Below are 25,560 nucleotides of genomic sequence, written 5' to 3'. Positions count from 1 at the left end.
AATAATTAATCAAACAACAATCATGAAAAGAGTATTATTTTCAATGGTTTTATTGATGGCAGTTAGCTTCGCATTCGCTCAACAGAAGAACGTAAAAGAAGCCAAGAGTATTGCTACCGAGGTAAAACCGGACTTCAAAAAGGCTGAACAGCTAATTAAAGAAGCTTTGACTAATCCTGAGACGAAAGACGATGCTGCAACATGGGATGTAGCAGGTTTTATTCAGAAAAGAATTAACGAAAAGGAAATGGAAAATGCTTATTTAAGAAAACCTTACGACACATTGAGGGTTTACAATAGCATCTTAGACATGTACAAGTATTTCGTTAAGTGTGATGAATTGGCGCAAATTCCTAACGAAAAAGGAAAAGTAAAGAACAAATTCAGAAAGTCAAACAGCGCAACAATGTTGGCTGAGCGTCCGAACCTGATCAATGGTGGTATTCAGTATTTTAATTTAGACAAAAATGCAGATGCACTAAAGTTCTTTGCAACATACGTTGAATCAGCTACTTATCCGATGATGGAGGATCAAAACTTATTAGAAAAAGACACGATTCTTCCTCAAGTTGCTTATTATGCTACTTTAGCTGCCGACAGAGTAGGAGATAAAGATGCTATTATGAAGTATGCTCCTTATGCACTGAAAGACAAAGATGGTGGTAAATTTGCCATGCAATTGATGGCCGATGCATATAAAGCGAAAGGTGACACTGCCAAATGGGTAGAAGTATTGAAAGAAGGTATCCTAAAATTCCCTGAAAACCAATATTTCTTTGCTAATCTGGTAGATTATTACAGCGCTTCTAATCAACCACAAAAGGCAATGGAGTTTGCTGATGAGATGTTGGCAAAAGAACCCAATAATAAGCTTTATTTATACGTAAAAGCTTACCTTTATCATAACCTTAAAGATTATGACAAAGCCATTGAGTTCTACAAAAAGACTATCGAAGCTGATTCTCAATATGCAGAAGCCTATTCAAACTTAGGATTGGTGCTTATTATGCAGGCTCAAGAATACTCTGACAAGTCGACTACAGATATTAATGATCCGAAATATGCTGCAGCTCAGGCTAAGGTTAAGAAGTATTATGAGGAAGCTAGACCATATTATGAAAAGGCTAGACAACTCAAACCCGATCAGAAGGATTTGTGGGCACCCGGTCTTTATAGAGTTTATTATAACTTGAATATGGGACCAGAATTTGAAGAAATTGAAAAAATTCAAAACTAATCAAATAGCATCATCTATTTGATAAAATAAAAAAGAGACGATCACATGTTTTTATGTGATCGTCTCTTTTTTATTGCTATTCTTACTAAAAAATATTCATCTCAAATTATTGTGGAAGAGGATAGTGTTTACGATGAATGACTCTTATACTATCTAATCAATTAGTTTACAATAAATTGAAATTTACTATTAAACATAATTGGTATTATATCATTATTTTAAACGACTTAATTTTAACTCACTGATCATCCGTTAATAACCAGCAATGGTGTATCTGAATGAAATAACATCTTTCTAGCAATTCCAGGATTAAATAATCGAGCAAATATGTTTCGTTTGTAGGATGTCAATGTTATAATATCAATCTTGCTACTTTCAATATATTGCTCCAGGTTTTTTAAAATATCATCATTCATCACTACATCATACTGAATATCCAAGTCGGGATATTGCTTATGGAAATATTCTTTTATTCCTGCCAGCTTAATTTCATTCCAAGTATCTTTCGCATCTTTCATGTCGGTCAAATAAATTAGAGAAACGGAAAAATGGAAATGTTTCCAGTCATTGATAAATGACTCGAAAGCAATCAAGTCTCGTTGATCGAAGTTAGTAATAAAAGCAATTCGTTTAACATTATCAAACTGATTGAACGGTGTATGCTCGGGAATAGCCAATACTGTGGTACGGCTACGCTCAATGATCTCGGCAGTAACACTTCCTATCAAGTCTATGTCTTTCTGATTCTTACCACGAGTACCCATTATAATGATTCTGGCTCGTTGCTCTTTATTGTATCTAAGAATTTCCTCTTCGGGGATACCTTCGCGTAAAACACAAGTATATTTTACGTCTGGAAACTCTCCCGAGGCTACTTTTGCTTTAATCTTATCAGATAAAGTATTTAAGTCGCTATGAACCTTTTGCAGAATAGTTCTAACCGCATCTTCATCATTTATTTGATAGTTAAAAACATCTCCATAAGGCAGTGAAGAAGCATATACCGGAGTAAAATAAACGTGCAATAAAACGACTTCGGCGTCATAAGTTTTTGCAAAATTGAAACCAAACTCGCAAGCTTTCATCGAATAGCTTGAAAAGTCGACAGGAATCAATATCTTTTTACGTTCTCCGTCAACTTTAGGGGACTTCTCTCCCACTATACTTTCAGCTAACCATACAGAACTTTCAGTAATTTTCAATGCACGCGGAAGGTCACTCTCCTTAATCCGTAAGCGAACACCCGATGATACAACCGGTTGTATTTGATTTACATTTTGGATATAAGTCTCTATACCTTCATTCTCAAGTACGTTCTTTAATATCTGAGCTTTGGTATATGTTAGAATGGCTAATGTAACTAATTTATCGTCCATAATTCGATTTGTTTTAAAATGAAATTAACAAATAAGAAATCCCAATTGTTTATCAATCAATTGGGATTCTGTCAGTATCTTTAAATTAAGCGCGTATAAACTCTGTAGTCGGCTCTTTTTGCATGCTTAAGTTTAATTCTTTCAAGATGCATAGCGCCCGGTCAAGTACAGTAGTATCATCGAGCATTACTAACCCGCCATCCGGACCCGGTTCAAGGTGTATCCCAACGCTTTTACCCTCTTTAAAGTTATGCCCCCCAAAGAAGTTCCTTACCGTATCCACATTCAGACCAAGTTCATCTGCTATTCTATGCATGCTACCACTGGGCAATGAATCTTTAATTTTACGTAGCTCATTGAATGTTATTGTTCTCATGACCGATAAATTTAATGGTTAATACTAAGTGATTTTACTATCACGCTATAAACTTAAGGAAAAAAAAAGATAAAACAAATTATTTGCATATCTTTTTTCGTAATTTATAGAAAAACAATTCTTAAAGGGTTGTATTCTAAAATAATTCCCCGAACAATTAGATGAAAATCTATTATTCGGGAAATTATAATTACAGTTAAAAATCTCAACTTTATATAGTTTCAATAGAAGTGGCTGGGACCCAACCCACCTTTCCATCTTCCAAACGAATTTCTTTCCACTCCTTCATTGAATTATCCTTAATCATAACCTTGCTCCCTTCATGGAGAATGAACAATGATGTCCCACTCTCATTGGGAGTGCTTCTAACGGTTACGCTCGGATTCATAACAATAGCACTATCACGATTTGACAAACTCTCTTTTTGTTGCATAGCAAAAACATTGGCAAGTATTGTACATATCAAAAACAGTAGTCCGGTTATAAAACCAACCTTTTTAAGTACAACTACTTTAGAAAAGAAGAAGAAATAGAGAGAAGCAATGAGCAAAATAAAGAAAACAATGCCCCAATTGGCCCATGCATCTACACTCATGCTGTTAATCAGTGCCTTTGTCCAAGACACAAAGAAGATTTCGGGAGTGGGCTCTACCTTATCAATCGTTTTTGAACGAGCTATTTCTAAATTGGCACGTATATCGCTGTTACCCGGCTGAAGCAATAAAGCACGTTCATAATTTAGGATAGCTTTGGCTGTTTCACCGGATTTATAGTAGCTATTTCCTAAGTTATAATAGATTTCGGCTGCTTCTCCTTTATTCAATAAAGCCTCGTAAATCTGAATGGCTGATGCATAATCGTTTTTCATATAAGCGCTATCACCTTCTGATTTGGTGGCATCTTCTAGCTTGGCCGAAGAAAAAGTAGTGTGAGCACCCATACTAACCGAATCGGTAGAGAGCGCTTGCGTTGTATCTACGGCCAATGAATCCTGACCGAAAGCCAGAGCCGAAATCAACAAAGAAAAGGTAAAAAACAATATCTTTTTCATAATGTAATTCATTCTAATTTAATGCTTAATCGAATTTTCCATTTTACTCATTACCTCCATTGAAGCTGAGTAAACTTTATCCATAGCCTGATTCTCATCGCCAGGAGCAAAACGTGCAAATTCACATTCATTTAAAGCATTCAGGAAGTCTTGAATAAGTTCCTCACTTACACCATAATTTCTCAGTTTCTCTTCGATATTATCTTTCGATAAAAGCGAAACCGGAATATTCAATTTATCACTGATATAGCCCCATAGTGCTTTAAGAACTTCGTCGTAGAATTCGCCTTTCTTGTTTTCAGCAAGCAATTTACCTGCAAGCTTCATTCGTTTAACAGCAACTTTATTGGCTTTTTTCGTACGCATCTTGGCCACGTTGGCATTTTCTGCAGCTTGCTTACGGTATACAATAAAGAAAGCAATAAAGGCAATACCGGGTATGATATAGAACAACCAATAAAGAAGCGAACCGAAGAAGAAACTTCCCTTGGGTTGCAAGGTTACATCATTCTGTTTAATATAACGAATGTCTTCACCCAAAATCTTCAAATCTTCCTTATTTGTAAAGTTAGCAATCACCTGGTCTGCATTCCCAGCTCCTTTCTCGACTTTTACCTCATAGTCTTCAGTCTTTAAAGTCTTATAGGATTTTGATTTGATATCGAAATAGCTAAAGGAAACACCAGGTATTTTAAACGTGCCGGCATGTCTGGGTATAGCTAAATATTCAATAACCTTACTTCCCGATAATCCTTCTTTCGTCAAACGAACCTGATTATCGACCTTAGGATCATATACTTCAAAATCTTCCGGGAATTTAATATCCGGATTGGAGATCAGTTTTAGATTGCCAGTGCCCGATACAACCAATTTAATGGTTATGGCATCGTTTGTTTTTACCTCCTGGCTATTGATGGAAGAACTAATACTGAACTCTCCTACACCACCCGAGAAGTTGGCAGGCTTGCCAGCCGGAAGCGCACTAACGTCTATCGTTATTTTAGGGGTAAGAAGCGCTTTTTTGATTTCAACATAGTTGCTACCTCCATTAAAGAATGCATCAAACGGGTCGGCTGTCTGAACAGGTTTAGCCACCGAAGCATCAAAGCGAGCAGGCTCAATGACCAACTTACCCGATTGCTGAGCAAAAAGTACGAACTGTCGATACACGGTTGTAGAATAGTTGCGACCTTTATAATGTTCCTGAGACCATTTTGCATTGGCAGGCATTTCGATTTCCTGCGAATGGAATCCCTTAAAGTCCGGAAGCTTTACATTGTCAAAACGCAATTGAGGTTCTCTCGTATAAATCTTAAAAGTCAACAGAAAAGCCTCTTGTTCATACACCCGCGTTTTGCTGGCAGTTGCCGTAATAAAGAGATCTTGATTTGAAATAGTCGAACCGGATGAGCTACGACTACCACTACTGTTGCTTTGAGCACTACTTCCGGAAGAGGAACCGGCATCAGCATCGGCAGGTAATACTTTTATTCTTAACGAATTAGACACCATTTGATCGCCATCTGCGGTAATTGTAGCTCCCGGAATGGTATAGTTTCCTTCTGAAGTAGCCATTAAGATATAAGTAAACGTAATGCTATTCGTAGAAGAAACATTACCGTTTATTATCTGCGTACTACTTTGTTGTGAGCGGCTAGGCCCCATTAATACATCGAACCCTTTGATAGAAGGTGCTCGGAAATCACGTACTTTTTGTGTAGTCACCGTATAAGACAACCTGAACTGATCGCCTATGGCGACTGCATCAGGCGCTGATGCAGTGAATGATATCTTCTCATCGGCCAATACCGAGATATTCACTGCCATCACTGCCATCAATAAGAAAATTAACTTTCTCATTACTTCTGAAGTTTTTATCATCTATATATATTATTACCAGTCTTTTTCGAGACGTCCTCCCTGTATCACTTGTTGCTTTTTCACCTTATCCTGAACGTCTTTCTCATCTTGCATAACCGACTGCAACAGTTGTTCGGCATTTTCTTTCGACATTTCATTCTCTTTCTTCTCAGGCTTTGGCGGTTGCTGCTGCTGATCCTTATTTTTTTCGTCTTTTTTCTTCTCTTTATCCTTTTGTTGGTCTTGCTTTTGTTGATCTTCTTTGTTTTTGTCTTGATTTTGATCTTGATTCTGTTGCTGATCCTTTAAAAGCTTTTGTGCCAAGGCTAAATTATAACGTGTTTCATCATCTTTCGGGTTATTACGCAATGACATTTTATACGCATCTACAGCCTTTGCATAATCCTTTCCTGCCTGAAATAAAACACCCATATTATGATAAATATGTGCTAATTTCATTTTATCTTTCTCTATTTTGGCAGCCGATGCATATTGCTCCATGGCATCTTTAAATTTTTGCTGTTGAGACAATGTGTTTCCCAGGTTATACATGGATACAGATGACCCCGGATTAGCCTCGAGGGCTTTGCGGTAGTTTACCTCGGCATCCACAAAAACACTATCATTGAATAAACGATTGCCTTTGCGGATATAATCACGTTCTGCCTTCTGAGCAGATACATTAACGGCCAACAATAAAAGCGCTACAATATATATATATTTATTTCTACACATAATTACTTCTTATTAGAGAACAGGTGAATGTTCTTAAACAACGGATTCTTGCGGTTCAATATCAACATCTCAGCCAACAATAACAGCAAAATAATCCATGCAATGACTTGAAATTGTTCATTGAATTCGCTATATACCTTTGACTCGACATCAGCTTTCGCCATTTTATTGATCTCTTGAATAATAGCTTTCTGTGCCGAATTTGTATTATCAACCCGCACATAAATACCTTTCCCGTCTTTCGCTATTTCCTGACACATAGCCTCGTTCAAACGTGTCACAACGACCTTCCCATCGCCATCGCGACGAAAATCATTTGTTCCTTCAATAGGAATAGGTGCGCCATCGGGCGAGCCAACCCCTAATACATTTACTTGAATGCCCTTTTCGGCTGCAGCTTTAGCGGCTTCAACAGCTCCGCCTTCATGATTCTCACCATCGGTAATTAGGATGATAGTGCGACCAACCCCTTCTTGTGGTGTAAAACTACGTGCAGCTAAATTAAGAGCCGCTCCAATAGCCGTACCTTGTTTGGAGATCAATGAGGGATTAATGGATTCAAGAAACATCTTGGCCGATATATAATCGCTAGTAATAGGCAATTGTGTAAAAGCGTCTCCAGCAAAGACAATCATACCTACTTTGTCGTTTTCCATGCCATCGACTAGTTTAGACATCAGCATTTTAGCTTTCTCCAAACGACTGGGTTGAACGTCTTGTGCCAACATTGAGTTAGAGATATCCAGTGCTATAATAACCTCCACTCCTTTACGTTTTACCGTTTCCAATTTAGATCCAAACTGCGGACGTGCCAATAACACTGCAAACAAACCAATAGCTACAAATACTAGCCAGAACTTCACATCCGGACGATATTTAGAAACGTCGGGCATTAGTTGTGCCATCAATTGCGGATCACCAAAGCGTCGGATAGCTTTCCTTCTCTTAAAATTAGAATACAGGAAGAAAGCTGCCAGAAACGGCAATAACAGCAACAGATATAAATATGTAATTTCCTCAAATCGAAACATCTTCTTTGTAATTTATCGATTTACAATCTTATCATTAAGGTATCTTTTTCAAAATAGAGTTACGCAACAGTACCTCAAGCAAGATACATAAGAAGGCAGCCAAAGCAAACCAGCGATACTCTTCCTGGCGTTTGCTGTATTCCTTCACGTTTAACTTTGTTTTTTCGAGCTTATCAATTTCCGCATATACTTCTTTCAACTTAGAGTTGCTAGTGGCACGGAAATAATTTCCATCGGTTGTTCCGGCGATTTCGGTCAATGTTTTCTCGTCAATTTCGACCGGAACATTAATGTACTGAACCGTATTTCCAACGGGATACGGATATGGTGCCATACCATTCGTACCTACTCCAATGGTGTATACGCGAATACCAAAGCTTTTGGCTATTTCGGCGGCCGTTAATGGAGAAATATCTCCTTTATTATTGGTTCCGTCGGTCAGCAAAATGATCACTTTAGACTTTGCCTTGCTATCCTTTAGTCTGGTTACTGCATTGGCAACACCCATACCTACGGCCGTACCATCCTCAATAGTACCGCATTTGATACCTTGAAACAAGTTCAGCAATACAGCATGATCTACTGTAAGAGGACATTGGGTGAAACTTTCGCCGGCAAAAAGTGTAATACCGATATTATCATTAGGACGACCATTGATAAACTCGGCAGCCACTTCTTTGGCAGCCTCCAATCGATTGGGTTTTAAGTCTTCAGCTAACATACTTGTTGACACGTCGATAGCCAACATGATATCAATACCTTCGATCTCGCTATTTTGCCAGTTATTGGTCGTTTGCGGACGAGCGAGCACTACAATGATTAATATCAGTGCCAGTATACGCAACACAAATGGCGCATGTAGCAAGTAGTTCTTATAACTCTTAGGTGTATGTGCATATACCCGGGCATCCGAAATTTGAAGCGTAGCGTCAATTCTCTTCCGTTTAAGAATATACCATACGATATAAGGTATAAGCAACAGCAATAAAAATAAATATTCAATATTGGCAAAAACCATCTTTTTTATGATTTAACTATTAACGATTCAAATGCCTCCTATGGTTATGCAAAGAGGTCGTATAGCTGCATTCCTATGTATACAAACGTTCCAACAAGTGCTGCAGAAAGTAAAGAAATGCCACAGATAAGCAATACCTTGGTGCGTAACGAACGCTTTTCGATAATGGTAATCTCTGTAGGTTGTGGCTTCGCATTTTCTTCTTCAGGTTGCTTCGTTTCATTAATAAACTCAATGGCGTTGATTAAATTCGCATCATTTTCATTCATTTGAGGATCATGCTTAGCAAATTTAACTAAATCGGCAGTCTGAAAGAGATTTTTTAAATCCGAAATAGCTCCTTTATCTTTGATTTCCATCAAGTTATCAATAATCTCAGAAGAGGTCATTTCGAGTGCATTAAAACCAAAGCGTTCTTTAATATAAGTACGAATGGTATCGGTAAGCTCCGTATAATAATCCTTCGGACGCCCCTTCTGCCATATTTTCTCTGTTTTAATACGTTCGAACTCTTTCATTGCCATCTGGTAAGGTGGAAGTTTAGGTTCTACTTTCACCTTACGGATGATAGGCTTATTATCTCTTACACGAATAATAAAGTAGATCAGCAAAGCCAACAATGGAATAACCAAAAGTGAGCAAGCAATTAAACCATACCAATCCTCCCAGGCAAAAGGTGCTTTCATGATCGCCTTTTGACCAAAGAACTGATCTGGTTTAAGAGTGTCAACCGGCACCGAATAAACTTTCAGTGCAAGTGCTTTCGTTTGATAAGCTTTATTATCGACTGTTACCGTCATGGGCGGCAAATAGTACAGAGCCGAATCAAAGGAAGTTACCGTATACTCTTGCGTGATCAATAACCGTTGGCGATCGTTCAGATATTGCGTATCCGGCTTGGCCGTTTCTACAACATCTACTCCCCGTACCAATGTATCCGGATATACAGGAAAAACAGCTCGCTGCTTCGCATCCATTGCTACTTGCAGCTTTATCTTTGCCTGTTCACCGATGAGTATCTGTAATGAATCAATCTTTGCCTCGACCGTAACAGATTGTGCTACCATTCTGCTCGATGATAAAAGTAGCCATGCTATCAGAATTATATTTCTATTCATCTTTCCGTTAATTTCGTTTAGCAAATAAATTGAGTAATGCCCTTACATAGTCTTCATCTGTTCGTACAGATACAGAGTCGACGTTACTTTTCGTAAACGTTTCGCTCAATTGCTCCTGTTTGCTTGTCCACCAATCATGATGTGCACGACGTACAGCTTTTGATGAAGTATCAATCCACTGTTCGTGACCTGTTTCAGCATCTTTTATGCGCATTAAACCAATAGGAGGAAGTTCGGATACCCTCCTATCATAAACTTGTAGAGCTACTATATCATGTTTCCGGTTAGCAATAGTCAACGCATTTTTAAAACTCTCCTGATCGATAAAGTCCGATAGAATGAACGCTGTACATCTTCTTTTCATTACATTGGTCAAATACTCCAAAGCCATTCGTATATTAGTTCGACGACTTTCCGGTTTAAAGTCAATCAGTTCACGAATAATAAAAAGAATATGCTTGCGTCCTTTTTTAGGCGGAATAAACTTCTCTATCCGATCTGAAAAGAAAATAACGCCAATTTTATCGTTGTTCTGAATAGCAGAGAATGCAAGGGTTGCTGCAATCTCTGTTACCATATCTTTCTTGAGTTGTTTGACTGTACCAAACTCTAAACTACCGGAAACATCGACCATCAACATGACGGTTAATTCGCGTTCTTCTTCAAAAACTTTAATATAAGGTTTATTGAAACGAGCTGTTACATTCCAGTCAATATCGCGAATATCATCGCCAAACTGATACTCACGCACCTCGGAAAAGGCCATACCCCTACCTTTGAAAGCCGTGTGATACTGGCCTGCAAAGATATTATTGGATAATCCGCGCGTCTTGATTTCAATCTGACGAACCTTCTTTAATATTTCACTTGTTTCCATTTACTATATTGAGAATTGAAAATTAATAATTGAGGATTATTCATTCTCAATAAAAACTAAGGCACTTCAACCTTATTCAAAATCTTGCTGATAATTTCGTCGGATGTCATATTGCTAGCTTCGGCTTCGTATGTTAAACCAATACGATGACGTAATACATCATGAGCCACTGCGCGCACATCTTCGGGAATTACATATCCTCGACGTTTGATAAAAGCATAAGTACGAGCTGCCAGAGCCAAATTGATAGATGCACGTGGCGATCCACCAAAACCGATCATATCTTTCAGTTCTTTCAGATCATATTTTTCCGGATAACGCGTAGCAAATACGATATCGACAATGTAACGCTCAATTTTCTCGTCCAGGTATACCTGACGAACGACTTTACGAGCTTCCAATATTTCCTCGGCTTTCAAGATAGGCTTTACATCAAATTTGGCGCCGCTGATATTCTGACGGATAATCAACTTTTCCTCTTCCAACTTCGGGTAATCAATCACTACCTTCAACATGAAACGGTCAACCTGTGCTTCGGGAAGCGGATATGTTCCTTCTTGTTCAATCGGGTTTTGAGTGGCCAATACCAAAAATGGCTCAGGCAATAGGAAAGTTTCTTTACCAATAGTAACCTGACGTTCCTGCATGGCTTCCAACAATGCACTTTGCACTTTGGCCGGTGCACGATTTATTTCATCAGCTAATACAAAATTCGCAAAGATAGGTCCTTTCTTAATTTGGAAAGATTCGTCCTTCTGGCTATATACCATGGTTCCGACTACGTCGGCAGGGAGCAAGTCCGGAGTGAACTGTATACGACTGTACTTCGCGTCAATCAACGAAGCCAATGTCTTGATTGCTAATGTTTTTGCCAAGCCAGGCACACCCTCTAGCAATACGTGTCCATCGGAAAGAAGTCCGATCAGCAGCGACTCTACTAAATGCTTTTGACCAACAATGATCTGGTCCATGCCTGTTGTTAAATTGGTAACGAAAGCACTCTGTCTTTCAATCCGCTCATTCAGTTCGCGGATGTCAATTGATTCAGCCATAAATACTTAATATTATATTGTTTAATTACCACAAATAAGTGAATAGCCTCTGCAACTATTGTAAGGCTTTTTAATTTGTCCCAAAAGTACATCTTATAATTAACGATTGCAATTAATTTTTATTAAAAAACAATTCGAAACCTTTAGATTAAGGTACTTTTATATGGTTTAATAGTTGCATAACATTTCGAAAACAAACAATCGCTCTAATACAACTCCACCCGAATATATACGGTTATATATACTCGGGTGGTAAATAAATTATTTCTTAACAAGTTCCGGAATCTTTAGTTTGGTTCCATAGGGCACATTGTCGGGATTCTTTATAATATCTTGATTATACTTCACGATATAGGGCCAAAAAGCTTTTGTTCCATAGAAGCGCAAAGAAACACGTGTCAGCGTTTCGCCTTCTTGTACTACATGAGTTGCCTTAGTGCCTACGATTTTATACGTCAAAGAATCAGGCTTTACCGGAACTGCAGGTTTCACATTAGTGCTTGTCTTTGTCTCCGTTTTTGCTTCCTCCTTTTTATGCTCATTTTTTTCATCTATCGATTCCACCGGAAGCGTTTTTGTCTCAGGTATACTTTCGGCAACTGTATCCTTTACGACAACCATCGTATCCAATAATACCTCCTTTTTTGCGACAGGGTGTGCCACAGTAGTCGATGGCACTTCTTTACTCGTATCCGAAACAAATAAATCCGGATAGTACATAAATAATATAGCACCACCACACAGCAGTAATGTCAGCAGTATGATTACAATAAGATAAGAAGTTGGTGAATTACCTCTGCTCTGAATCTCTTTTTTGCCCGCAGGAGATTTCATTACCACCGGTTTTATAGATCCTTTTTCGGAACTAACCGATTTAATTGAAGATGTTTTTTGCAGTTCAAGTGCTATTATTTGTTCTGCAGTCAACGTACTTCCCTTCTCAACAGAAAGTTGTTCTTGTGACGACACTTCATTTATTACAGCTTCGCTAACCATCTCTTCGGCTACAACCTCTGGATCCACCTCAGGAAGTGGGTCAGGCAGAGTATCCGAAATACTATTGACCGCTACCTCAGCAACGGTTTCCAAAGGTAATTCTTCCGAAGAAGCTATTTCTTCATTTATTGGATCAAGAGTGATCTCTTCCACTGCTTCCTCTTCAACCTCCTCTTCTGCTTCATCGTCAGATTCGTCTATAGGAGTATCTTCTAAAATAGTGTTCTCATTCAAAACAACCGTTTCAAAATGCGCAAAAGGCCTATTGATCAGATCGCGCAATGCTGTATCCGGAGTAAAAGATACCTTGGTATGCCCTTGTATCTCAAAGCGCTCCCCCGTATTTACGTTAACACTCTCACGGCTATCTACATCAATCAGTTTAAAGGTACCTAATCCTTTGATTTTCACATAGCGATCATACTCAAGAGCTTCTTCTATCAAAAGAAAAAACTCTTTCACAAATGCATCTGCATCTTTTTTATCCATACAGTGTTTACCGACCAATAAGTCTACAAGATCCTGCATATAAAATCTTTCATTCATAATCAGAGCTTTTTTTAAACTTATCCTTCTGCAATCCGCTGGGGCGATAGGTCAGAACCAATTTAGGAGGAATCAGCCTTCGTTGCTTTGTTATAGGATTGATAGAAATACGTTCGGCTTTCTTTTTCACTTCAAAAGAGCCAAAATTCTGTATTGTCACTACATTTCCCTCCTGTAGCTGTTGAGTCATCTCAGACAAAACCGTTACCATCAGCTCGGATATATCTTTTGTGGTATATCCCAATCTGCGCGAAAGCTCCGAAGTAAATTCCTTATTATTCATAATCCTCCTATATTATCTTAGCAAAAAGGTCAAAATCATCCGAATCAATAATCTCTACTTTATAAAAATTACCCAAAATCAATGTTACATCAGCACGCTGAATCAACACCTCGGGGTCTACCTCGGGAGAATCAAATTCGGTACGACCGATGTAATAATCTCCTTCAATGCGATCGATCATAACCTTCATCTGTTGTCCAACTTTGGCAGCACTCACTTCGGCTGATATACCTTGCTGAATAGACATCAGTTCATCCAATCGTTCTTGCTTAACATCTTGAGGCACTTCGTCTTCGTATTGCGCAGCAGCATAAGTACCTTCTTCTTCCGAATAGGCAAAAGCCCCCATTCTATCAAAACGAGCTGTACGCACAAACTCCTTCAGTTCCTCAAAATCGGCTTCCGCCTCTCCGGGATGACCTACCATCAACGTTGTACGAATATGAATACCGGGTACTTCTTTACGGAATTGTTCGATCAGTCGGTATGTATCCTCCTTTGTAACTTGGCGACGCATACGATCTAACATATTATCGCTGATATGCTGCAAGGCGATATCCATGTATTTACAAACATTATCGCGTTCACGCATCACCCGAAACAGATCGGTAGGAAAATGAGCCGGATAGGCGTAATGTAAACGAATCCATTCTACACCAGGAACATCCGATATACGCTCTATCAATTCGGGGAGCATTTGTTTTTTATAAAGGTCTACTCCATAGTACGTCAGTTCCTGCGCAATGATCTGAAACTCTTTAACACCTCGTGACACCAGGTATTTTACCTCATCCACAATCTCATCCATCGGCTTAGACACATGGCGACCCGTAATAATCGGAATAGCACAATACGAGCATTTCCGATCACAGCCTTCCGATATCTTCAAATACGCATAGTGCTTCGGGGTTGTCAGCGTGCGCTCAATATGCAATTCGTCATGATAAGCTTTACCCAAATCCTGCAATAGTTCCTTCCAGTTAAACTTACCGTAGAACTTATCCACCTGAGGTATTTCGACAGCCAGTTCCTTCAAATAACGTTCTGACAAACATCCCATAACGTATAGTTTCTCCAATGCACCCTCTTCTTTGGCTTGAGCAAACTCCAGAATCATATTGATAGATTCCTCTTTTGCATCACCAATAAAGCCACAGGTATTTATAACGGCAATTTCTCCGACAGGATTTTCCGAATCGTGAGCTACATCATATCCTACCTCTTCGAGTTGTCGTATCAACTGCTCCGAATCGACTAGGTTCTTTGAACACCCAAGGGTGATTATATCTATTGTTTTTCTTTTCATGCGTTCTCTCCAAATAACGAATCAACAAATTCTTTTTTACGGAAAACTTGCAAATCTTCCATTCCTTCACCCAGTCCGATGTATTTTACGGGAATCTTGAACTGATCGGATATACCGATAACAACACCGCCCTTAGCCGTTCCATCAAGTTTGGTTATAGCCAAAGCCGATACTTCGGTGGCCAATGTGAACTGCTTGGCTTGTTCAAAAGCATTTTGTCCTGTTGAACCATCGAGCACCAGTAACACCTCGTTCGGTGCATCAGGTACCACTTTCTTCATTACATTCTTAATTTTAGTAAGCTCATTCATCAAACCTACTTTGTTATGCAAACGGCCGGCCGTATCGATAATAACCACATCGGCGTTGTTAGACACGGCTGAGTTTAACGTATCAAAAGCAACTGAAGCCGGATCCGAACCCATTTTTTGCTTAATAACAGGTGCTCCCACTCTTTCGCCCCAAATAACCAACTGCTCCACAGCAGCTGCACGAAACGTATCGGCAGCACCTAGATATACATTCTTTCCGGCTTTCTTAAATTGATAAGCCAATTTTCCAATGGTAGTTGTTTTGCCTACCCCATTGACGCCCACCACCATGATTACATAGGGTTTCTTTTCGATGGGAATATCAAAATCAGCCACATCGTCCGAGTTATTTTCGGTCAACAATGCTGCTATTTCATCACGAAGAATGGTATTAAGCTCTTGCGTATTTACATATTTATCGTCAGATGCTCTTTTTTCAATACGTTTAATAATTTTCAGCGTTGTTTCTACACCTACATCCGAAGTAATCAACACCTCCTCCAGATTATCTAACACTTCGTCGTCCACTTTAGACTTACCGGCCACTGCACGAGCTATCTTACTGAACACACTTTCTTTGGTTTTAGACAATCCTTTATCTAAAGTTTCCTTCTTTTCTTTCGAGAAAAAACTAAAAAATCCCATGATAACTATTATTTGTAATATACATTATGCTACAAAGATAGAATAAAGTAATGAAAAACTAAAAAAACCCGTCAACAAAATAAGAAATAAAAAAAGGTACTTAACTCGCACAAGCGTACGTAATTAACAGTGTGATACATACATGCACCACACCCCAATAAATATATTGGTTTTGTAAAAGGACAAAAAAATCCCCTCATTGAAAAACAATGAGGGGATTTTGCTGATTATAGCCTCGCTATAACCCTATTATTTTTTGAAAAAGTCTTGTACTTTTTCGTTAGGAACCATTTGCTCATCAAAAATGTAAGCTCCTGTTTTGGGAGATTTAACCATTTTGATAACCTTAGTGTAAGAACGGCCCTCTTTGCTGCCTTCGTGCAAACTTGCTACTGTTTTCTTTGCCATGGGGTTATACTATTATTATTTAATTTCTTTGTGTACTGTAACTCTCTTCAAGATAGGATTGTATTTTTTCAACTCCAATCTCTCAGTTGTATTTTTTCTATTCTTCGTTGTGATATAACGAGAAGTTCCCGGCATACCGCTGTCTTTGTGTTCTGTACATTCCAGAATCACCTGTACTCTATTACCTTTTGCTTTCTTAGCCATAGTTGTTTCTCCTCTACGTTATCCGATTACTTTAATAGTTTTCCAATCACAATAGCCTTTAGCTACTGCATCATTCAGAGCAGCATCAAGTCCTTTCTTATTAATACAACGCAGACCGTTAGCACAAAGGCTAAGGCTGATCCAACATTCTTGTTCTACATAGTAGAACTTTTTGTTAAACAAGTTCACATCAAAAGTTCTTTTTGTTCTTCTTTTTGAGTGTGAAACATTGTTGCCAATCATGGCTTTCTTTCCGGTAATTTGACAAATCTTCGACATTTCTATCTTATTTTTATAGTTTTTATCTATACTTATTTCAAACAGAGCGCAAAGTAAGCACTTTTATCGATATAAAACAAGTAATTCCTAAAATAATTCGTTATGAAACAGCAATATTTATTCATTTCAGCAGCTCAAGAAGAAGTAAGAGCGCATTATTACCTGCCCTTTCTATATTCATCTCACGTCCACGATTCGAATCTTGTTTCATCGTACGTATTTCATTTTTATAAGCAGCAGCAATCCAGACAGTTCCCACCGGCTTTTCGTTCGTTCCTCCACCGGGTCCGGCTATGCCCGATGTAGCTACAGCACAGTCAGTTTTAAGCGTATTCATCGCGCCTTTCACCATTTCGATCACCGTTTTTTCGCTAACTGCTCCCTGCTCTGCGAGCGTTTGTGGAGAAACATTTAGCAAACTCGTTTTAACCTCATTGGCATAAGCCACAACGGCTCCTTTAAAATAATCCGAACTTCCCGCCACAGATGTCAACCGGGCGGCAATACTACCACCTGTACAACTTTCTGCTGTTGATAAGGTAATTCCTTTTTTTCTAAGCAAGTCTCCAATAATTCTTTCGAGGGGGGCATCTTCTTCATCGAAGATATCGTCACCAAGTATTGCTTTTAACCGCACGCTTGCATCATCTATCAATGATTTAATTTCCTCTTTCGATTGACCGCGACCGGTTAACCGCAAACGAATAATCCCCGGTTTAGGCAAATAAGCCAGCTTAATACATAAAGGCAAAGCTGCTTCCCAATACTCCAGCTTCTCGGCCAGTACCGACTCGGGCTGATTCTTTACCGTAAATGTTTTATGTACAATGACATCCGTTCGAAATTTGTCCGATAGGCGAGGAATAACCTCTTCACTCATCACCGTGGTCATTTCTTGCGGAACGCCCGGCATAGAAACCAACACTTTACCATTGCGCTCAAACCAGCTCACCGATGCACTTCCGACCCTGTTATTGATAACCAAACAATCTTTAGGAACCATTGCTTGGCTCTTATTGAGCGCATTCATCGGGATTCTACCAGGCAAGACCCGCTTAACATTTTCAAAAATTTCTTCGCTAAAAACCAATTCGGTATGAAAATAATCGCAAAGAGCTTGCTTTGTTATATCATCCTTGGTCGGACCTAGTCCACCGGTTACAAGCACAACACTCGACCGATGCATCGCTGCATCTATGGCCTCAATTATTTCATCGGAACGATCGCGTACAGAAACTACGCGAATCACCTCAATACCTACTTTGTTTAGCTCTCTACCTATCCAAGCAGAGTTCGTGTCGACAACTTGCCCTATCAAGAGCTCATCGCCAATGGTTATTATCTCAGCAAACATAAATCTAACGTTTTATGTGTAAAAGCGATGAATTAAAGTGTAACGCGTGAATAGGCCGGAAGGTCAATGGTACAGAAATCTTCATCTTGATACTTAAAACTTCCGGTAATGGCAATCATAGCCGCATTATCGGTCGTATAACCAAATTTAGGAATATAAATGTTCCAGCCGTATTTTTCGGCATGCTCACGAAACGAATTGCGCAAACCATTATTGGCCGAAACACCTCCCGCTACTGCGATTTCATTGATTTTATATTGCTTGGCAGCTTTCCGAAGCTTATCCATCAGAATATCGACCACTGTAGCCTCCAACGAAGCTGCCAGATCTTCTTTATGATGCTCGATAAAATCGGGGTCATCTTTCATCCAGTCGCGCAATGAATAGAGAAAAGAAGTTTTCAAACCGCTAAAGCTATAATTCAACCCCGGTATATGTGGTTTGCTAAAGGAATAAGCCTTCGGGTTGCCCTGACGAGCCAATCGATCGATAATAGGACCACCCGGATAGCCAAGTCCCATTACTTTAGAGCATTTATCAATAGCTTCTCCTGCGGCATCATCAATGGTCTGCCCCAGAATTTCCATATCATTGTAAGCTTTTACCAAAACAATTTGTGAGTTACCACCCGATACCAACAAGCATAAGAAAGGAAATTTCGGTTGCTTATCATCTTCACCTTCTTCTTTAATAAAATGAGCTAACACATGCCCTGTTAAGTGATTAACATCAATCATCGGAATACCTAATGAACGGGCAAAACCTTTGGCGAAGGAAACTCCAACCAACAATGAACCCATCAACCCCGGACCACGTGTAAAAGCGACCGCGCTCAATTCCTCTTTGGTTACTCCGGCTCGTTTAAGCGCTTCGTGCACCACCGGAACAATATTTTGCTGATGAGCTCTCGAAGCCAATTCGGGTACTACTCCGCCATATGCTTCGTGCACAGCCTGATTAGACACCACATTCGACAGCAGATAACCATCCTTGATAACGGCTGCCGATGTGTCGTCACAAGAAGATTCTATTCCAAGAATTATTGTACTCATATTTTTTTGATGTTTAACGGTGCAAAAGTAATGATAAAAGTAGGATTCACAGCAATATTTTCTTTTAAAAAGCATTATTGGATAAAGTTCAATATATTGAACTGACAATGAAAAACAACTTGTATATGCAAGCACCCAAAATATAAAGGGTAGCCTAGACTACCCTTTACTATGCGAATCAGCAATTGAAATATGAATCTTGATTTTAGAAAATTAGAGATATCATTCTTTCAAGCAAACGAAATCTGAGCATAAATAAATAGCACGACAAAATATATTTATATTGTTATGGTTTTGCTGCCTTTATCTCATCAGAAGGTGTCTTCTTGATAAAATTCACAATCAATTCTTTGATATCATCACCACGTTCATTCAGCATATTATGTCCGCAATTCGGCAAGCCAACGAGCCAAGTATTTCGCCTTTTTTTAGCAATACTCAAAGCACTTTCCGGCAATGCAACCCTGTCATCCAAACAAGTAAGAATCAACATTGGCGCAATGCCTCCCATTGACCACTCGTCTTTGGGTGTTCTATTACTAGCCTTCACCTGTTCGCCTGCCAGAACTGGAAATTCACCCTGTTCAGCATCTATTTTCGCCAAATTTTCATTTCCAGGAGCATACATCAACAACCCTTGCAACCTCATCCACTCTTCTTTACTTATATTGGGATCAGTGTATTGCTTGTATAATTCCATCGTTTCTTTGGATGGATTAACATCGCCACCTGCACCAATCAAAATTACCCCTGCAACCTTATCCGAATGATCTTGAGATGCAGTTCTTACAACGCGGTTTCCATAAGTTTTTCCTCCCAAATATACTTTTGTTAGCTTTAAATTGTCTACAATAGCCATTAAGTCGTTTGCATAATCATGCAGCGTAATGTTTTCGATCACTCCGGTACTTGCACCTAAAGTGCGGTAATTATAAGTAATTACTTGAATGCCATTTGCTGCAATAGCCGTAGCCAATTCCTCAAATTGCGCTGCAGGACGACCATTTCCAGCTGCCAAAATTAAACTTACATCACCCTGACCATAAACAAAAATTTCTATCTGATTATTTCCGTTTTTAATAAGTTGTCTCTCAGGTTTTAAATTCTGCGCAAAGGTAAGAGCTGTTATAAAAACGAGCAACAGTGAAGCTATGAGTACTTTTTTCATGACGTTGATATTTAGTGGTTAATAGTTCGTGCTTCTTCATTTCAAATAAAATTTAAAAAGAGATGTTGTAATAAAAAAAATGACAAATTGTATTGTGCATATAAACAAGTTAATAAAATAGGGCAGAGTTTCCCTATTTTATTAACCTGAAATATAGGATGATGCATTTCAACACAAAATGGTCTTACAGTTTTAAATCTTCACGATTATTTTTTATAAACTGTATTTCCCTCTTTTATCGATTCAAGAATTTCAATCTTATTGATTTCTAAAGGGTTAACTTTTAAAGGGTTTTTATCTAATATAACCAAATCTCCTAATTTGCCAACCGTAAGTGTACCTTTTGAGTTTTCTTCAAAATACTGATAAGCAGCCCAATCAGTTAATGTTTTAAGGCCTTCGTAAGGTGTGATTCGCTGGTCGGGACCTAGAATTTTACCACTTCGAGTGACCCTATTAACAGTGGCATCCAGAACACGCATCGAATTGGGAAAGGTTACCGGTGCATCATGATGTGACGTTATCGTCAGTCCGGCATCAATCACATCTCTACAAGGCGAAATATAGTCAGCTCTTGGTTCACCCAAAACAGATTCAACGTGCCAATCGCCCCAATAATAAGTGTGCATCGGAAAAAGAGAGGGAAGTATTTTCAACTTAACTAGTGTCGGTATTTGATCTTTTCGTAAGGTCTGAGCATGAATAATAACCGTACGGTGGTCATCGTAACCATATTTTTTTTCGGCATCTTCTACAGCTTTCAAATATTGATCGATGGCAGCATCGCCATTGGTATGGCAAAGAATTTGCCATTTATTTTTAAATGCCAGTTCAACATATTCATCTGCTTTTTCATCACTCATAACCGGGTAGCCAGTGTAACAACCCTTCTGACCGGCTGGATTTACATGGTAACATTGCGTTAGCCAGGCTGTTTTTCCTTGAGGTGACCCATCCAATGTGAGCTTTACTCCACCAATACGATACCTATTTTTGTATGTATGTTGGGGGCTGTAATAATCATCGCTCATACACTCTGTTCCTAATGTAATATCAGGATAGGAAACAACATCAAGATAAAATTTCCCTCTATCGGCAGCCGACTTTAAAGCTTCCATTTGCTCCACGGTTGTTCGTCCGTCTTGTGCTGTTAAATATCCTTTTTTTGCATATTCTTCTTGCCCCTTCTCTATAAATTTATCCGCCATTTCAGCATCTGATTTTGCTAAAACCGTAAATAACACAGCAAATGCGGCATTTTCTTCGAGTACCCCATTGGGTGTACCATCAGCATTTCTTCTGAACGTTCCCCCTTTTGGATCTTTTGTACTTTTATTATAACCCAAAAGCTGCATTGCCTTAGTGTTAATTACGGCTAAATGACCCGACTGATGAACGATCATGACGGGAATTTCGGTGCTTACTTTATCCAAATCAGTTGCCTTGGGATGATCTTTCTCGGATAGCTGCGAATCATCGTAGCCATTACCGATAATCCAGCCAAACTTTTGTATCATTAACTTGCCGTCTTCAGTGTCTTTATATCTATTCAGCTCACTAATAATAGAGGCATAATCCTGGCCGGGTCCATCGGGAGGAGGCAATAAATTGGCACAAGCAGATGTAAAACCAACGTTGTAAAAATGTCCATGACCATCTAAAAATGCCGGAAGTAATGTTTTGCCTTGCAGATCAATTATTTTGGTACTATCGCCTTTCAACTTCTCAGCTTCCCCCTTAGAGCCGACAAACATAATCGTACCATCTTTTAGTGCAACAGCTTCAACATAATTGGCACTATCACCTTCCATTGTAATAATATCACCATTAATATAAATGGCATCGGCAGCTGCATCCTTTTTAACTTTCTGTTGGCAACTTATTACACTCAATAAACTGAGAACGCATAAAAACAAATTAATTTTTCTCATAATACTTATTTTTTTTCGTTTTTTGTACTTAGAATTCATTTTAGTTTTTGCCTGTTTATTTCGGGAATAAAAATATAAGAGTTGCCCGCAAACCAAATTTTGACTTAACGGCAGTAGGTGCGTACAAGTTAAAACGAGGACCAACGCCTATACTCACTTTTTGTTTACCAAACGATGTTACTCCCGAGAACATAGTTGTTAATGTTACACTACCTGTATTATCTTTCCAGTTTTGAGTCCAATCAATATTCGCAGTTATACCTGCACCACTTTTCCAGTTATGGCTGATAAATGGATTCATGTACATCTGGCTTATATCACTCCTTGATGATGATCCTGCAATACTCCATATCTGGTTTATAAGCGCTCCATATGTCCATCCTCCGGATTGCTGGAGTATAACTGCTGTTGGTCCTACGCCTAACTTCTTAGCAGTAAGAAATTCATTACTTCCGGTTGGAAGCAAAAGCACCGGTCCAACTCCCCAGGTTATTTTGTCAGTACTGTTAATAGGCGAAAAGAAAGCGCTGGCTACAATATCGGATATGCCTGATTCTACAGCGGAAGAGCCACTAACATTATACTGTGATACAATAGGTACAATTATTCTTGTAATCAAATTGACTTTTTTACTGATGGTAAATGGAATGACCGGCTGAAGATTTAAGGTATAGCGCCCCCCTTTGAGTACTCCAATACCCAGATCCATATTGTTTTGTAGAGGAACGCTAACCAATGCTGCAACAGGATTTGACAGTTTTTTTGCTAATTCCGCAGCATCTTCCTGCGCATAAAGCTTGGCTGACACAGAAACCAACATAATAACAAGTAGATAATTGATTTTCATTTTGTTATTCATTTTACAAATAGTATCGTCTTAATTATTTTTCACTTCTACCAGCTCAGGACATTTCCAAGTACCATTGAGTATTTCATGGCGAGGTCTGTACAGCCGTATCATATAATTCCATCCTTTCATGATATATAGAAAGTTAGGCTGATTGGGATCTCCCCCAAAATGTATGGTCACACTGCCGTCTGCATTCTTCTTGGATGTAATAGAATTAAAGTTATAGCTATTGTACTTATTCACCTCGTAATAGCCTTTTGCATTGTATAGTGAAACAGACCAAAACGCATCAACAGGCACATCCTTCAAGGTTAAAGTATATGCTGTTACCCCATCATCATTAGGTGGATTAAAATTGAGATAAATGGCATCTTTTTCCGGATTTCCGCCATAACCGCCGGCTGTACCCAAGAGCTGGCGTACTTGGGTTACTTCCCACTCTGTACCAAAAGCCGCTTTGCTGTTGGGTAAATCTTTGGCCAATGCTAAAAGTAGGTTACGAGTTTTGGTAAGACTTTCCTGATCCCAATCCGGAATATCTAATTTACCCGTATTTGCTTGTTCAACAATAATAGCATCTTGTATTGCAGATACTATTTCATTATCTTCTGCACTATTGGGGTCTACCAACGTTCTGATGGTTATGTGAATGAACTCGGTACCTGTATTTTCTTTTGTAAATGTATAAGATCCGGGCTCATAAAACACACGAATGTAAGAGTCTTCATTGATAACCATCATTGACTGAAATCGTCCTTTGGTGTCGGGCAATGTAATAGTCAGTGGACTACTTAGATCAAAAATACCGTAGGAATACCTTGTATCTCGATTGGTGCGGATAATCGACTGATGTGTAACATCTGCTGGTCCGCTGTTATGACACAGTTTACCAAAGCAACCGTCATCCGTTCTTATTTTGAAATAGTTGTCCGTCTCAGCACGAACAAAATTATCAATAGTTACTTTTTGTTTGCCGTTGGAAAGAGTGATTTGTTCGTACAACTTTTCCGTATTTTCTTTACGAGGTTTGCAAAACGTATTAACCGTTAGGTCAATCATTTCTTTTTGATTCTTGGTTTCTTGGCTGTATACACCAGAACTCAATAAAGTCAATAGTGCTAAAATGCTTAGCTTGAGCTTTTTCATATCAATCAATTATTAATGCGAATCAGTAGTTGAAAGTACTTGCTAATTCAGTTAGTATAAAAGATCTTATTCAATAATCAAAAAAGTGATTTATCGAATAAGATCTTCGAAAATCAAGACATTACCACAGAAAACCTGTCGAATCTAAAGGTAACTACTTATTCGCATGAATAGTAATTTCTTCTATATTTTGCTTTTCTACTCTATCCAAAGGTATTACCTGAAGCTTAACCTTTCCAAAATCAATCGCTTTCAAATCAAGTTTCCGAATCTGTCGGTTGAAGTAAGTTGTATAATAAAACTCAATATTAGTAACATCGCTTACACTTGTCCATTGCGTAGATGATGGAAGATCAGGAGCTTTATGATAGGGATATACCGAACCGATAGGAATATTAAAATTATCAAGAATAACAAAGGCCTGACTCATCAACTTATATGCATCCGACAAAGCAGGAGCAGTAGCACAATAAGCAGTGGCACGTACAAATCGTGATGGAGGGGTAAAATCGCCCGGAATACCTAAAAAGCCGGAGCCAACCCCAAATGGAGACAACTTGAGAACACCCATTACCTCTTTATCATTGGCAGGAACCGAATGAAGATTTACATAATTGCGAAGGTTTGTTAATTGCCAGTCGTATGTCGGTGAATTGGTTATAATTCCTATTTCAGAATCATACACTTTCACTTCGCCATTATTAATAATTTCAAGAACAATTACCTTTCCCGATTTATCGGCAATTCTCCAATGTACAGGAGGAACTGAATTGATCGATTCCCAAATCATCGGTACAATGACTATTTCAGAGAGTCCTTTTTTCACCTCATCAACTGTTGAGAACTGTGTAAGAAGGTATGTACCTAATTGAAGCACAGAAATTCCTTTAGCGGCTTCGCTTTTATCGAATGGCTTATAACTGGCATATCCGGGAAAGTAAAAGACTCCCATTGACAAACCTTTTTCATTGATTCCTTCCCCAAGTATAGGTGCATTTGCGAGTGATATACCTACCGCCCCGTAACGTGACGTCCACTGTTTTCCTGTTTTGCCATCTGGAGTTTCGCCAATCATAGATACACCTCTTGGTATAATAGCCAACTTTGAGTCAAGGTTGAATGTACCCCACTCCATTGTGCGGGCAAGAACATATTCATTTTTTTCACTTTTAAGAAAAATACCAGTACAAGGGAAAACACCCTGAGTACTTAGCATAAAGATAGCAAAAAAACATAGCGTTAGATGTTTTCCTTTCATAAAACTGTTTTTTAATGGTTTATAATTAATGAGACCTACTTAATGAAACAAATCCATACAAAATAAAGTTCATAAAAGCAGTTTTTTTTCTA

25 protein-coding genes are annotated in these 25,560 nt (G+C 38.7%); 1 reads left to right on the top strand and 24 read right to left on the bottom strand.

The window, feature by feature from the left end; genetic code table 11:
* Positions 1-22: 22 nt before the first annotated feature.
* Positions 23-1,237 carry a tetratricopeptide repeat protein gene (locus tag TY03_RS09295; RefSeq protein WP_042369480.1) on the top strand — a complete coding sequence of 405 codons (1,215 nt, stop codon included), beginning with the start codon at positions 23-25 and terminating at the stop codon, positions 1,235-1,237.
* A 245-nt stretch (positions 1,238-1,482) separates the two neighbouring features.
* Here the strand turns inward: TY03_RS09295 and TY03_RS09290 are convergent, their stop codons facing one another.
* The 24 genes from TY03_RS09290 to TY03_RS09180 all read right to left on the bottom strand — a co-directional run bounded on the left by TY03_RS09290 (position 1,483) and on the right by TY03_RS09180 (position 25,468).
* The gene (locus TY03_RS09290; RefSeq protein WP_042369478.1) at positions 1,483-2,613 is read right to left on the bottom strand and encodes a universal stress protein; all 1,131 of its coding nucleotides are present in this window, start codon (positions 2,611-2,613) and stop codon (positions 1,483-1,485) included.
* 85 nt (positions 2,614-2,698) lie between these two features.
* On the bottom strand, positions 2,699-2,989 hold the full coding sequence (locus tag TY03_RS09285) for a hypothetical protein (RefSeq protein ID WP_042369477.1): 291 nt from the start codon (positions 2,987-2,989) through the stop codon (positions 2,699-2,701).
* A gap of 211 nt (positions 2,990-3,200) precedes the next feature.
* Positions 3,201-4,040: a tetratricopeptide repeat protein gene (locus TY03_RS09280; RefSeq protein WP_042369475.1), complete on the bottom strand. Its 840-nt coding sequence runs from the start codon at positions 4,038-4,040 to the stop codon at positions 3,201-3,203.
* Positions 4,041-4,058: 18 nt separating this feature from the next.
* Complete coding sequence (locus TY03_RS09275) at positions 4,059-5,900, bottom strand: BatD family protein (RefSeq protein ID WP_042370141.1); 1,842 nt, start codon at positions 5,898-5,900, stop codon at positions 4,059-4,061.
* Positions 5,901-5,933: 33 nt separating this feature from the next.
* Positions 5,934-6,635 (bottom strand): tetratricopeptide repeat protein, encoded by a 702-nt coding sequence (locus TY03_RS09270; RefSeq protein ID WP_042369473.1) that lies wholly within the window; start codon positions 6,633-6,635, stop codon positions 5,934-5,936.
* 2 nt (positions 6,636-6,637) lie between these two features.
* Positions 6,638-7,666: a VWA domain-containing protein gene (locus TY03_RS09265; protein WP_042369471.1), complete on the bottom strand. Its 1,029-nt coding sequence runs from the start codon at positions 7,664-7,666 to the stop codon at positions 6,638-6,640.
* A 34-nt stretch (positions 7,667-7,700) separates the two neighbouring features.
* Positions 7,701-8,684: a vWA domain-containing protein gene (locus tag TY03_RS09260; RefSeq protein WP_042369469.1), complete on the bottom strand. Its 984-nt coding sequence runs from the start codon at positions 8,682-8,684 to the stop codon at positions 7,701-7,703.
* 44 nt (positions 8,685-8,728) lie between these two features.
* Positions 8,729-9,802 carry a membrane exported protein gene (locus TY03_RS09255; RefSeq protein ID WP_042369467.1) on the bottom strand — a complete coding sequence of 358 codons (1,074 nt, stop codon included), beginning with the start codon at positions 9,800-9,802 and terminating at the stop codon, positions 8,729-8,731.
* A gap of 7 nt (positions 9,803-9,809) precedes the next feature.
* Positions 9,810-10,679 (bottom strand): DUF58 domain-containing protein, encoded by an 870-nt coding sequence (locus TY03_RS09250; protein ID WP_042369465.1) that lies wholly within the window; start codon positions 10,677-10,679, stop codon positions 9,810-9,812.
* A 56-nt stretch (positions 10,680-10,735) separates the two neighbouring features.
* Positions 10,736-11,731: an AAA family ATPase gene (locus TY03_RS09245; protein ID WP_042369463.1), complete on the bottom strand. Its 996-nt coding sequence runs from the start codon at positions 11,729-11,731 to the stop codon at positions 10,736-10,738.
* 261 nt (positions 11,732-11,992) lie between these two features.
* A complete protein-coding gene (locus tag TY03_RS09240) occupies positions 11,993-13,273 on the bottom strand; it encodes an HU family DNA-binding protein (RefSeq protein ID WP_042369460.1) in 1,281 nt (426 codons plus the stop codon).
* Positions 13,266-13,556, bottom strand: coding sequence for an HU family DNA-binding protein (locus TY03_RS09235; protein ID WP_042369457.1), 291 nt, complete (start codon positions 13,554-13,556; stop codon positions 13,266-13,268). The genes TY03_RS09240 and TY03_RS09235 overlap by 8 nt, the downstream gene beginning before the upstream one ends.
* Positions 13,557-13,563: 7 nt before the next feature.
* Complete coding sequence (gene rimO, locus TY03_RS09230) at positions 13,564-14,862, bottom strand: 30S ribosomal protein S12 methylthiotransferase RimO (RefSeq protein ID WP_042369455.1); 1,299 nt, start codon at positions 14,860-14,862, stop codon at positions 13,564-13,566.
* Complete coding sequence (ftsY, locus tag TY03_RS09225; protein WP_042369452.1) at positions 14,859-15,818, bottom strand: signal recognition particle-docking protein FtsY; 960 nt, start codon at positions 15,816-15,818, stop codon at positions 14,859-14,861. The genes rimO and ftsY overlap by 4 nt, the downstream gene beginning before the upstream one ends.
* Before the next feature lie 249 nt (positions 15,819-16,067).
* Positions 16,068-16,226: a DUF4295 domain-containing protein gene (locus tag TY03_RS21830; protein WP_002560156.1), complete on the bottom strand. Its 159-nt coding sequence runs from the start codon at positions 16,224-16,226 to the stop codon at positions 16,068-16,070.
* A gap of 15 nt (positions 16,227-16,241) precedes the next feature.
* Positions 16,242-16,430: a 50S ribosomal protein L33 gene (gene rpmG / locus TY03_RS09220; protein WP_002560155.1), complete on the bottom strand. Its 189-nt coding sequence runs from the start codon at positions 16,428-16,430 to the stop codon at positions 16,242-16,244.
* Between the two features lie 18 nt (positions 16,431-16,448).
* Entirely contained in the window at positions 16,449-16,709 is a 261-nt protein-coding gene (gene rpmB, locus TY03_RS09215) for a 50S ribosomal protein L28 (RefSeq protein WP_042369440.1), read from the bottom strand.
* A 121-nt stretch (positions 16,710-16,830) separates the two neighbouring features.
* Positions 16,831-18,063, bottom strand: coding sequence for a CinA family nicotinamide mononucleotide deamidase-related protein (locus TY03_RS09210; protein WP_042369438.1), 1,233 nt, complete (start codon positions 18,061-18,063; stop codon positions 16,831-16,833).
* 32 nt (positions 18,064-18,095) lie between these two features.
* Positions 18,096-19,115 carry a tRNA (adenosine(37)-N6)-threonylcarbamoyltransferase complex transferase subunit TsaD gene (gene tsaD / locus TY03_RS09205; RefSeq protein WP_042369436.1) on the bottom strand — a complete coding sequence of 340 codons (1,020 nt, stop codon included), beginning with the start codon at positions 19,113-19,115 and terminating at the stop codon, positions 18,096-18,098.
* A gap of 286 nt (positions 19,116-19,401) precedes the next feature.
* On the bottom strand, positions 19,402-20,283 hold the full coding sequence (locus tag TY03_RS09200) for an alpha/beta fold hydrolase (RefSeq protein WP_042369434.1): 882 nt from the start codon (positions 20,281-20,283) through the stop codon (positions 19,402-19,404).
* 206 nt (positions 20,284-20,489) lie between these two features.
* Positions 20,490-22,214 (bottom strand): amidohydrolase, encoded by a 1,725-nt coding sequence (locus TY03_RS09195; RefSeq protein ID WP_042370139.1) that lies wholly within the window; start codon positions 22,212-22,214, stop codon positions 20,490-20,492.
* A 55-nt stretch (positions 22,215-22,269) separates the two neighbouring features.
* On the bottom strand, positions 22,270-23,061 hold the full coding sequence (locus TY03_RS09190) for a hypothetical protein (RefSeq protein WP_042370138.1): 792 nt from the start codon (positions 23,059-23,061) through the stop codon (positions 22,270-22,272).
* Positions 23,062-23,091: 30 nt separating this feature from the next.
* Complete coding sequence (locus TY03_RS09185) at positions 23,092-24,210, bottom strand: DUF1214 domain-containing protein (RefSeq protein ID WP_222860401.1); 1,119 nt, start codon at positions 24,208-24,210, stop codon at positions 23,092-23,094.
* Positions 24,211-24,364: 154 nt separating this feature from the next.
* The gene (locus tag TY03_RS09180) at positions 24,365-25,468 is read right to left on the bottom strand and encodes a linear amide C-N hydrolase (protein WP_052332448.1); all 1,104 of its coding nucleotides are present in this window, start codon (positions 25,466-25,468) and stop codon (positions 24,365-24,367) included.
* Positions 25,469-25,560: the final 92 nt, after the last annotated feature.

It is taken from the genome of Bacteroides neonati (genome assembly GCF_000499785.1).
Taxonomy (GTDB): Bacteria; Bacteroidota; Bacteroidia; order Bacteroidales; family Bacteroidaceae; genus Bacteroides; species Bacteroides neonati.
Note: the sequence above shows the minus strand (reverse complement) of the source record. Positions and strands in the feature narration are given on the sequence as shown.

Bases quoted from the DNA above. Each gene is read 5' to 3' on its own strand.
- TY03_RS09280 (WP_042369475.1), bottom strand. From the start codon at position 4,040: ATGAAAAAGATATTGTTTTTTACCTTTTCTTTGTTGATTTCGGCTCTG.
- TY03_RS09290 (WP_042369478.1), bottom strand. From the start codon at position 2,613: ATGGACGATAAATTAGTTACATTAGCCATTCTAACATATACCAAAGCT.
- TY03_RS09200 (WP_042369434.1), bottom strand. From the start codon at position 20,283: ATGAAAAAAGTACTCATAGCTTCACTGTTGCTCGTTTTTATAACAGCT.
- TY03_RS09245 (WP_042369463.1), bottom strand. From the start codon at position 11,731: ATGGCTGAATCAATTGACATCCGCGAACTGAATGAGCGGATTGAAAGA.
- tsaD (WP_042369436.1), bottom strand. From the start codon at position 19,115: ATGAGTACAATAATTCTTGGAATAGAATCTTCTTGTGACGACACATCG.
- TY03_RS09275 (WP_042370141.1), bottom strand. From the start codon at position 5,900: ATGAGAAAGTTAATTTTCTTATTGATGGCAGTGATGGCAGTGAATATC.
- TY03_RS09180 (WP_052332448.1), bottom strand. From the start codon at position 25,468: ATGAAAGGAAAACATCTAACGCTATGTTTTTTTGCTATCTTTATGCTA.
- TY03_RS09255 (WP_042369467.1), bottom strand. From the start codon at position 9,802: ATGAATAGAAATATAATTCTGATAGCATGGCTACTTTTATCATCGAGC.
- rimO (WP_042369455.1), bottom strand. From the start codon at position 14,862: ATGAAAAGAAAAACAATAGATATAATCACCCTTGGGTGTTCAAAGAAC.
- TY03_RS09250 (WP_042369465.1), bottom strand. From the start codon at position 10,679: ATGGAAACAAGTGAAATATTAAAGAAGGTTCGTCAGATTGAAATCAAG.
- TY03_RS09260 (WP_042369469.1), bottom strand. From the start codon at position 8,684: ATGGTTTTTGCCAATATTGAATATTTATTTTTATTGCTGTTGCTTATA.
- TY03_RS09285 (WP_042369477.1), bottom strand. From the start codon at position 2,989: ATGAGAACAATAACATTCAATGAGCTACGTAAAATTAAAGATTCATTG.
- TY03_RS09185 (WP_222860401.1), bottom strand. From the start codon at position 24,210: ATGAAAAAGCTCAAGCTAAGCATTTTAGCACTATTGACTTTATTGAGT.
- TY03_RS09190 (WP_042370138.1), bottom strand. From the start codon at position 23,061: ATGAAAATCAATTATCTACTTGTTATTATGTTGGTTTCTGTGTCAGCC.
- TY03_RS09270 (WP_042369473.1), bottom strand. From the start codon at position 6,635: ATGTGTAGAAATAAATATATATATATTGTAGCGCTTTTATTGTTGGCC.
- TY03_RS09295 (WP_042369480.1), top strand. From the start codon at position 23: ATGAAAAGAGTATTATTTTCAATGGTTTTATTGATGGCAGTTAGCTTC.
- TY03_RS09235 (WP_042369457.1), bottom strand. From the start codon at position 13,556: ATGAATAATAAGGAATTTACTTCGGAGCTTTCGCGCAGATTGGGATAT.
- TY03_RS09265 (WP_042369471.1), bottom strand. From the start codon at position 7,666: ATGTTTCGATTTGAGGAAATTACATATTTATATCTGTTGCTGTTATTG.
- TY03_RS09195 (WP_042370139.1), bottom strand. From the start codon at position 22,214: ATGAGAAAAATTAATTTGTTTTTATGCGTTCTCAGTTTATTGAGTGTA.
- TY03_RS09210 (WP_042369438.1), bottom strand. From the start codon at position 18,063: ATGTTTGCTGAGATAATAACCATTGGCGATGAGCTCTTGATAGGGCAA.
- rpmG (WP_002560155.1), bottom strand. From the start codon at position 16,430: ATGGCTAAGAAAGCAAAAGGTAATAGAGTACAGGTGATTCTGGAATGT.
- ftsY (WP_042369452.1), bottom strand. From the start codon at position 15,818: ATGGGATTTTTTAGTTTTTTCTCGAAAGAAAAGAAGGAAACTTTAGAT.
- rpmB (WP_042369440.1), bottom strand. From the start codon at position 16,709: ATGTCGAAGATTTGTCAAATTACCGGAAAGAAAGCCATGATTGGCAAC.
- TY03_RS09240 (WP_042369460.1), bottom strand. From the start codon at position 13,273: ATGAATGAAAGATTTTATATGCAGGATCTTGTAGACTTATTGGTCGGT.
- TY03_RS21830 (WP_002560156.1), bottom strand. From the start codon at position 16,226: ATGGCAAAGAAAACAGTAGCAAGTTTGCACGAAGGCAGCAAAGAGGGC.